The sequence below is a fragment of the Paracoccus shanxieyensis genome (genome assembly GCF_009711265.1).
In the GTDB taxonomy this organism is placed as follows: Bacteria; Pseudomonadota; Alphaproteobacteria; order Rhodobacterales; family Rhodobacteraceae; genus Paracoccus; species Paracoccus shanxieyensis.
Genome location: NZ_WMII01000049.1, coordinates 1 through 8240 on the forward strand (window position 1 = coordinate 1; position 8240 = coordinate 8240).

Below are 8240 nucleotides of genomic sequence, written 5' to 3' on the forward strand. Positions count from 1 at the left end.
AAAGCCGGCAAGGCGAAGAAAGTGGCCATTACCGCTATCATGCGGCGCATCATCATCCTTGCGAACACTTTGCTTCGCGAGAGGCGAGATTGGCTGCCTGAACGCCCTTGACCAAGACGGATACTCGGCCGTATCCTTGTTGATCGCGGTGAAGAGCGCGGGCGCGGCCGAGATGCCGGGGACCGTCCCTTCCATGTAGGCTTGGTAGACCGCGATCTGGGCGGCGTAGACCGGCTTCGACTTGGTCACGCCGTCCTTGACGCAGGCGCGCCAGTTTTTCGCGTTCATCGTCTTGCATTCCCAGAGCGCGGGAACGGCGAGACCGAAGCCTGCGGGCCCCGCAGCGATGATGCCGTCGACATGACCGCGGATGCGCCCGCCCGCGACGGAGAAGCCGGACTGGCCGCCGTCGCGCCGGTTGCCCTTGCGGGTGTAGAGGTCGAAGCCCGCGCCGCGCAGCCAGGCGACGGCGAGATCCTCGAGCGCGTGGCCGATGGCGAAGATGCGCAGCGACTGGCCGCTGAAGTCCTGGCCCTCGTCCTTCGGCGTCGCCGTGAACTCGAACTGCAGGGCGCGCTCGCAAGGCTGCCCGAGACGCGAGCCGCCGAGGTAGTCGCGGGGCGGCCGCGTCGCCTGATCGGCGGTCAGCGCGCGATCGATGGCGGCGTTGACCCGGTCGGCGAAACTGGGCCGATGATTGTAGTCCAGCATCAGAACGGCACCTCCGGCGTCTGCGCCCGGGCGATGTCGGACATGGACTCGCGGAAGCCCTCGACGGCCTCCTCGATCAGTGCGCGCACCTGCGCCTCGGTCAGATCGGAAAGCGGGGTGGCCCAGCCGATCTCGTCCATCAGCAGCGCCACGCGCTTCATGGTGGTGGTGACGGCGGCGCGCTCCTCCTCGGTCAGGTCAACCATGGCGAAACGCTCCCGCGCCAAGCGCGTCCAGAAGGACTGGCAGGGCATCGAGCAGAACCAGACCGATGGCCGGGGCTGCTTCGACCGGTGCGGATCGAACCAGCCAAAACCATGGGTGGGTTGCCGGCAGACAGCACAGAGCGTTCCACGCGGATGCCAGATCCGCCGCCGGTCCTCGGCCGTGATGGGGGTGGATGTGGACATGGGTCATGCCGCCCTCCGTTCGGGAGAGGCCGCCGTGTCGATCAGCTGGCGGATGGCGCGCTTGTTGAAGCCGAAGGTCATCAGCGCGGAGGCGCGGTAGCGCGTCAGGCCGAAGTCATGGCGGCACTCCGGCGGCAGGTACTGAAGCTGCTTCTCGGTCGGCGGCTGGCGCAGCCAGGATCGGGTCTTGAAGGCGCTCTCGTCGGTCTCGTGGGTGTTCAGCCAGTCGTCGGCCTGCGCGAGGCAGACGGTGCGCTCGCCCACGCCCAGCAGATGGGGGCGTTCGCCCTTCGCCCCGCCGATGGCGTACCAGACCCCGTCCAGCCAGAAGATGCCGCCCCAGGCCGCGAAGCCCGTGGCCATCAGCGCATCGTCCGTGCCGTAAAGGTCGACCCAGGCGAAGCTGGACCGCTTTAGCAGGTCGATCTCGGTCATCATGAAGCCCGAGAGCGGCGCGGCACCACCGCCTTCACCGGCCTCTTCGTCCTCCCGCGGGAACGCCTCGCCGCAGAGCGGGCATTCGGTGGCGGCCAGCGGGATTTCCGCCTCGCAGGCAGGACAGGTCTTGGTCGGCGCCTCGCCGGTTTCGGACTTGCCGTCGAGATCGACATCCTGTTCCAGAGTGCCGTGGATCAGGCTCGAAGTGCCAAAATCCAGCACGACACAATCGGTCTTGACGATGCCGGGGTGTTCCTCGGGGTCGACGGTGCGCAGCCCGCGCCCGACCATCTGGATCATCGTGGACTTGTAGGAGCTGGGCCGCAGCAGCACGACGCATGAGGTGGGCGGGTGGTCCCAGCCCTCGGTCAGCACCGCAACGTTGACCACGACGCGGATGGCGCCCGCCGCGTAGTCGGCGAGGATCGCCTTGCGGGTCTCGGCTGAAAGATCGCCGTGGATCAGCGCGGCGGAAACGCCCGCCGCCCTGAAGGCGTCGGTAACGTGTTCGGCATGCGCGACGGTCGAGCAGAACACCACGGTCTGCCTGTCGCCAGCCTTTTCCTTCCAGTGCCGGATCACCTCGTCGGTGACGGGCGCGCGGTCCATGATGCCCGCCACCTCCGCCATGTCGAAATCCGACATGGTCTTGCGGACGGACCGCAACTCGTCCTGCACGCCCACGTCGATGACGAAGGTGCGCGGCGGCACGAGATGGCCCGAGGCGATCAACTCGCCCAGCCGCACCTGGTCGGCCACGTTGTCGAAGACCTCGCGCAGGCCCTTCCTGTCGCCCCGGTTCGGCGTCGCCGTGACCCCGAAGATGCGGGCGTCGGGATTGGCTTCGCGCACGCGGTCGATGATGCGGCGGTAGCTGTCGGCGACGGCATGGTGCGCCTCGTCAATGACCAGCAGGTCGAGGCGCGGCATGTCGGCGAGGTTCGAAGCCCGCGCCAGCGTCGGCACCATGGCGAAGGCGACCTGGCCGTTCCAGGATTTCTCGGTGGCGTCGATGACCGAGGTGGCGACGCCCGGCACCACACGCTGGAACTTGGCGCGGTTCTGCGCCGTAAGCTCGTCGCGATGCGCCAGCACGCAGGCCTTGGCGCCGTCCCCGATCATCTCGCCGGTGACCGCCGAGAGCATGATTGTCTTGCCCGCGCCGGTGGGCGCCACGCCCAAGGTGTTGCCGCGGGAAGCGAGCGCAGCCACGCTGCGCTCGACGAAGGTTTTCTGGCGGGGGCGCAGGCGCATGGCCGGTCTCCCCCTTACTGCGCCCAGCTCGGCCGACCGACGGCGCCGGGGGCGGACGCGGGCTGGCTGGGCGGGGTGGCCGTGGTGGGCTGCTGCGGGGCGTGGCCCCGCGCCGGGGCGGCGGCGAACTGCGGCGCGACCGTGCCCACCAGCGCGGCGTAGTCGCGATGATCGGGGGTGACGGCAGCGCGGATCTCGTTCTTGTCCTCGCCGTTGGTGTCCTGGCCGATGTCGATGCGGGCGATGAACTCGACGCCGTCGAGATCGCCGAACCCGTTGATGCGGCGGCGGACCTGCGCCTCGGGCGAGTTGTCCTTGTCGGACACGCCGCGCGCCGAGTTGAGGATGCCGCGGATCAGGCCGCGCCCCATGTTGGCCCAGTCAGGGCCCTTCGGGCTGTAGAGGCCGATCAGCGACCAGATCTTGCGCCGGGCATAGGGCCCTTCGACGACGGTGTATTCGGCGTCGAGATAGACGGCGCCGGTGGCGGCGCGGCGCGCCCAGCCGCCGGTCCATCCCTGCGAGGGGTCGTCGAAGCCGCCGGGGCGGAGCGTCAGGCGCACCTTGGCGAGCGTGCCCTTCGGGATGACGTTGGCGTTGGATTGGGCGGAGTTGAAGTCGTTCCAGGGTCCGGACATTGCGCGGCTCCTTTCAGTTGGAGGGTGGGACGCGCAGCGGCGTCAGATGGGAAAAGCCACCCCGGCGACCGGATCGGGACACCGGGCATGGCGAGAGGCGATCAGCCATGGCCGGGCTCCTGCGCGGTGGCGGGATCGGCGGGCGTCACCGGCTGCCAGGTCAGGCGTTCGGAGGCAGGCGAGGCGGGACGCTGGATCTTCTCCATCAGCCGGCCGAGATGCGGGGCCTCGACCCTGTCGAGGCGACCGGAGCGGTCCTTGGCCGGATAGCCCCAGGGGTTCAGCGTCTGGCAGACGAAGGCGCGCTGCGGCTGGCCGCCCGGGTCCGGGATGTCGGCCATGGTGATGACCTGATCGACGATCCCCGGCAGCTCGAGCCCGGTCTTCGAGCCGTCGATCTGCGGCTGGAAGACCTTGCGATTGAAGTCGTCGAGCTTCTCGTCGAGGATGCTAACGAACCAGACATGCTTGCCGCGCGTGTGCTGGAGGTGGGTCAACCACCCGATCATCTCGCGGCCGTGCAGCCCGTAGGCGCCGCGGATGTCGGGCTTGCCGGTTTTCTCGGAGAACGCCTCGGGCTGGCCACGGCACCACTGGAAGCAGAGCCGCCCGGCCACGGTGATAGAGTCGATAAAGACGGTCTCGTACTTCCCGATCACCGTGGGATCGCCGTACCGCCCGCAAACCTCGTCGAAATGCGCCTGGCTGTAAGGCTGGTCCTCGCGCAGCGCCGGGTTCGGCCCGCCGATGAACACCGCGAAGTCGCGGCATTCCTTCCAGGTGCGGGGCCGGAGCGTGTCGATCTCCAGCCCCTCGACCGCCAAGTCGCCAGCCTCGAGATCGAGGAAGAGCGTGGTGGAGGCGTTCAGCGTCCAGAGCAGGCTGGTCTTGCCGATGCCGGACCGGCCTAAGATGACGCCCTTGATGCCCTTGCGCTGAGCGAGCCGCTCATCGGCGCCGATGATGGGAAGGGCCATCACTGGCCCTCCTTCTTCATCACCGCAGCGGCGGCGCGATCTGCGCCGATGCACCCCGCCTCGCGGGCGAGCTTGTAGAGCCGCTTCAGCGCGTCGGTTCGGCGGTAGGCGGCCGAGTTCTCGCGCTCCGCTTCCACGATCGCGAAGGCGATCTCGTCGACGGTCGCCTCGACGACCGGCAACGGCTCGCGCTGCTCGTCGCCGGGGCGCTGCGGGAAGGCGATGGTTTCGGGGAGGTCTTCAAGGGCGTAGCTCGCCTTGCGAAGGCGCGTGATGGCGTCCGGCTGGTCCGGCATGGCGTTTCTCCGTGGGATGATGTGATCGAGGAGGCGCATCACGCGGCCTCGCGGACGTCGGGCGCGGGCTCGGCGACGTAGATCGCCAAGAGCGGCGTCCCGTCGGCATGGGCGCCGGCGTCCTCGATCTGATAGTTGCGGTTGGGCTCGCAGACCTCGGTCAGCTCCCAGCGGCGATAGAGCCCCGGAAGACGCCTGAAATCCTCGAGCGACAGATCGGCAGTGCGGTTCATGCGTGTCTGCTTTCGGTTGGAGGGAAGGCGCTCGGGGCGCTCGAATGGGAAAAGCCACCGGCGGGGCCGGATCGGGACATCGGCTCAGGGGATTTCCTGGAGGGCGTCGTTCAGCCGGCGCATCGCGCGCTGGTACCGCTTGCGAGCGGCGGCCTCGGTCAGCCCCAGTTCGGCTCCCGCCTCGGCTTGCGAGAAACCCTCGATCGCCACGCGGATCACCAGCAGGGCGTCGTCGCCGAGCAGCTTGCGCACGGCGTCGTTCAGCCGTGCATACCCGGCCGCGCCGATCCCGCTGTCACCGCTGTCCGCCACCTCGTCGGGGTCGGCGCCGCTGGCGAGATGTTCACGCGCCTGGTCTCGCCGGCGCACGCGGATCATGTCGCGCTCGACGTTGCGCAGCACCGTCGCCGCGATCCAGTTGACCCGCCCGAGGTCGAGCCCACGGATGGCCTCGGTGGTGCGCGCCAGAACATCGGACGCGACCTCGTCGGCGGTGCCGAGCCTGCGCCAGATCGACCGGCGCCGGATGGCGTCAAGGCCTGGCCAGAGCGCCAACAGCAGGAGAGTCAGCGCGCAGTCGGACCTGGGCCCGTCGCCCTGCGCCGCCCTGACGAGCGCAGCGAGGATCACGTTCTTCTGACCCTGATCGCCGGGCATGCGGTGCAGCCCGTCGAGCAGAGCCGCCGGATCTCGGAACGGCGTGAGGGCAGCCTGTCCACGCCGGACAGCGTCGAAGCTGCGCTGGAAGTGAAGGTTGGAGGAGGAATGCATGAGGTGATCACGGATCTCGTGCCACGCGAAGGACATCGGACGCCTGCCTTGCGGCCAGGCGTCCGGCGCCTTCTCGTGGCCAGGTCAGGACGTCGCGCGTCTCTGCGATTTCAGGGGGTTGGGTGGATGCGCGCGTCAGCGCGTGGGTGCGGGCGCGTTGTTCAGCGTGCCGCAGCCCCGGCAGGTGGCCTGAACCGGAAAGCCCACGAGATACTCGTGCCCCCGCGCGAAGCGCAGGTGCATGCGGCCGTCCCGGCAGACGCCGAGCAGCTTGTCACAGCGCGTGCAGCGCCATTCCGAGTTGTGGGTGGTGGGCTTGGTCGTCGCGGCGCGGGACCAGCTCGTCTGGGCTGCCTGGCGCGAGGGGAAGGGAGTCGGCATGAAAAAGCTCCTCTATGTGGAGCCCTTCCAATAATCAGCGGTTTGTTAGACCGTCCCCCGTCGCATGTTAGACCGTTGTTAGACGGGTTCCTCGACCGAAGCTTCGGCTACGTCTTCGGCTGGCTGTGCTTTAACCAGAAGGCGCCAGTATCCCCGTTTCGTGCCAGCGCCAATGTAGACGTCGCGGATGCTGTCCCAAGTTTTCGGCCGGAATGCCTGCTGCGGACTGCGCGACCCAAGCCCGTCCATCAGCGGCTTGACATGGACATCGGGGCTGCCGGCCTTCTCGGCTGCGACCAGTCGTTCGAAGATCGTGATCTGATCCGCACCCGTCAGCGCGAGCGATGTCTTGCCGGGAATGTGCAACGTCGCCGATTGCGTGCCCGATCGCAGGACCTGCGGCGTCGCACCGCCCCGCGCCAGCGAACGATTGGTTCGGTAGGCGAGCTCGAGCGCATCTCGCGAGAGAAGAAGATCGTCGGCGCCCGTTGACATGCAGCCAGAAACGGGGACGACGAGGTTCGGCCCAAGGTATCCAGGACCGTCAGTGCCTGCCGACAGCACGATCCCGACACCGGCCGCGTTGCGCGCGCGCATCAGCTGATCTAGGCGCGAAATCGTCTTGAGGTCGTGAAGGCGACGGGCGAAGTAGATCGGAACATCGGCACCGTCGATCCGCATGGAGCCGAGCATCGACAGGTCCGCATCCAGCACCTGCGCCGCGAGCTTGTTCAGCATCGGCTTCAAAAGCCCAACCACGGTTTCGTGCAGCCACTCGCGGTTGATCTCGTACATCTCGAGATCCGAAGTCGGCCTCAGGCCCCCATCTTTTCCGAAGGCACCGACAACACGCGACATGCCTTCGATGCCGGATGGCTTGACCTCGGCTTCTCCCCCCAGGTCATCATCGTCGATAAGCACAATGTCTTGGCGCCCCCGCCGGTCGAGAAGACCGCCTTGGATCATGCGGTCCGGATCGAGACCGAGCTCGCGCAGATACTCGCCGCTGACATCGTCCTCGGTCCGGTCGTGAAGCATGACCAGTTGCGGGAATATCCCGCGCAGGTCGGTAGGCTCGATCTGCTTGAAGGCGCTGAGAATGCCCCAGGCGTCGAGAAGCGCGAACCCGAGGTTGCGTTCATCCGGATCCTTGTTGCTCTGGAGATTGCAGCTCTTCGAGCCGGAAATGGTGATGTTGAGCGTGCGCACCTTGCCGTCACCGATGCGATTGTAGGTGACGGCGATCCCGACGCGGCTGAAGCCGTCGGCGCGCCGGAAGATATTGTTCGGCTTCAGATAGCGGTCGGCGACCTCCTCAATGTCGTCGTCGGCCGCCACCTTCAGAAGAAGCTTCCGGCTCCATGAGCCAAGGCGGATTTCAGCCTCGAGGACGCGCGCGTCCGTGATCTCGTATCCAGAGATACGCGGCAGATCGAGCCGCAGCGAACTGCGGAAACGCGAAAGGTTGTAGCGCTTCCAAGTCAGGGGCTTCTGCGACACGTCGTGCCCCAAGGCCTCGTCAGCGAATGACCCGGCAACGCCCTGCCGCACGACCGGACTGTCCGCGCAGACCTCAATCTGTCGGATGGCGGGCGTGTAGATGAGAGTGGCCTCGTTCGGCGGGCGATAATAGATCGTGCCCCGGCGCCCGTCGTCACGATGGTCATGGACGCTCGACAGCGGCCCGCCATGGCGAACGATCAGCATGATCGACGCTGGGTGCGCGGCAGTGGCGGGCAGATCCAGCGCCTTCACCGTGCAGGCGGTTTTAAGTTGCAGAACCGACGTGATCTTCGCGGCCAGAGCCGCTTCGTCGATCGACCCCGAATTGAGGTTGACCGCTTTTTCGAGTTCCACCTCGAAGGCATCGTAAAGTTTGCCATAGTCCCTGAATTTTCGAGCGAAGTGGAAACTCTCGGCGTCCTCGAATGTCTGGCGGGCATTCAGAAATGCCCAGATGCTCTTGCAGAGCGGATCGGGTTGCCGATCGAACTCGAGCGTTTGCTCTGGACCTGTCGCGGTTTGGTGCCGCTCCTTTGATCACGTAATGTGCAGCAAAGGAGATGAACCATGGGCACAGGCAGGACGGATGAATTTCGCAGGGATGCGGTGCGTATCGCGCTGACCAGCG

General features: G+C 67.0%; 10 protein-coding genes. All 10 read right to left on the reverse strand.

Annotated features, from left to right (window positions below; translation table 11 throughout):
• On the reverse strand, positions 1-711 hold a 711-nt coding region (locus GL284_RS21980; RefSeq protein ID WP_425274256.1), incomplete at its 3' end, for a hypothetical protein.
• Positions 711-1121 (reverse strand): DUF6511 domain-containing protein, encoded by a 411-nt coding sequence (locus tag GL284_RS21735; RefSeq protein ID WP_230383231.1) that lies wholly within the window; start codon positions 1119-1121, stop codon positions 711-713. The genes GL284_RS21735 and GL284_RS21980, both read right to left, overlap by 1 nt.
• A gap of 3 nt (positions 1122-1124) precedes the next feature.
• Positions 1125-2813 (reverse strand): DEAD/DEAH box helicase, encoded by a 1689-nt coding sequence (locus tag GL284_RS20845; protein WP_155046329.1) that lies wholly within the window; start codon positions 2811-2813, stop codon positions 1125-1127.
• Between the two features lie 14 nt (positions 2814-2827).
• Positions 2828-3451 carry a hypothetical protein gene (locus GL284_RS20850; protein ID WP_155046330.1) on the reverse strand — a complete coding sequence of 208 codons (624 nt, stop codon included), beginning with the start codon at positions 3449-3451 and terminating at the stop codon, positions 2828-2830.
• A 101-nt stretch (positions 3452-3552) separates the two neighbouring features.
• Positions 3553-4428: an ATP-binding protein gene (locus tag GL284_RS20855; RefSeq protein ID WP_155046331.1), complete on the reverse strand. Its 876-nt coding sequence runs from the start codon at positions 4426-4428 to the stop codon at positions 3553-3555.
• Complete coding sequence (locus GL284_RS20860) at positions 4428-4724, reverse strand: hypothetical protein (RefSeq protein ID WP_155046332.1); 297 nt, start codon at positions 4722-4724, stop codon at positions 4428-4430. The genes GL284_RS20855 and GL284_RS20860 overlap by 1 nt, the downstream gene beginning before the upstream one ends.
• A gap of 38 nt (positions 4725-4762) precedes the next feature.
• Positions 4763-4957: a hypothetical protein gene (locus GL284_RS20865; RefSeq protein WP_018303655.1), complete on the reverse strand. Its 195-nt coding sequence runs from the start codon at positions 4955-4957 to the stop codon at positions 4763-4765.
• Positions 4958-5041: 84 nt separating this feature from the next.
• On the reverse strand, positions 5042-5764 hold the full coding sequence (locus tag GL284_RS20870; RefSeq protein WP_155046333.1) for an RNA polymerase sigma factor: 723 nt from the start codon (positions 5762-5764) through the stop codon (positions 5042-5044).
• Positions 5765-5863: 99 nt separating this feature from the next.
• The gene (locus tag GL284_RS20875; protein WP_155046334.1) at positions 5864-6109 is read right to left on the reverse strand and encodes a hypothetical protein; all 246 of its coding nucleotides are present in this window, start codon (positions 6107-6109) and stop codon (positions 5864-5866) included.
• A 78-nt stretch (positions 6110-6187) separates the two neighbouring features.
• Positions 6188-7966: a hypothetical protein gene (locus GL284_RS20880; protein WP_155046335.1), complete on the reverse strand. Its 1779-nt coding sequence runs from the start codon at positions 7964-7966 to the stop codon at positions 6188-6190.
• Positions 7967-8240 lie beyond the last annotated feature (274 nt).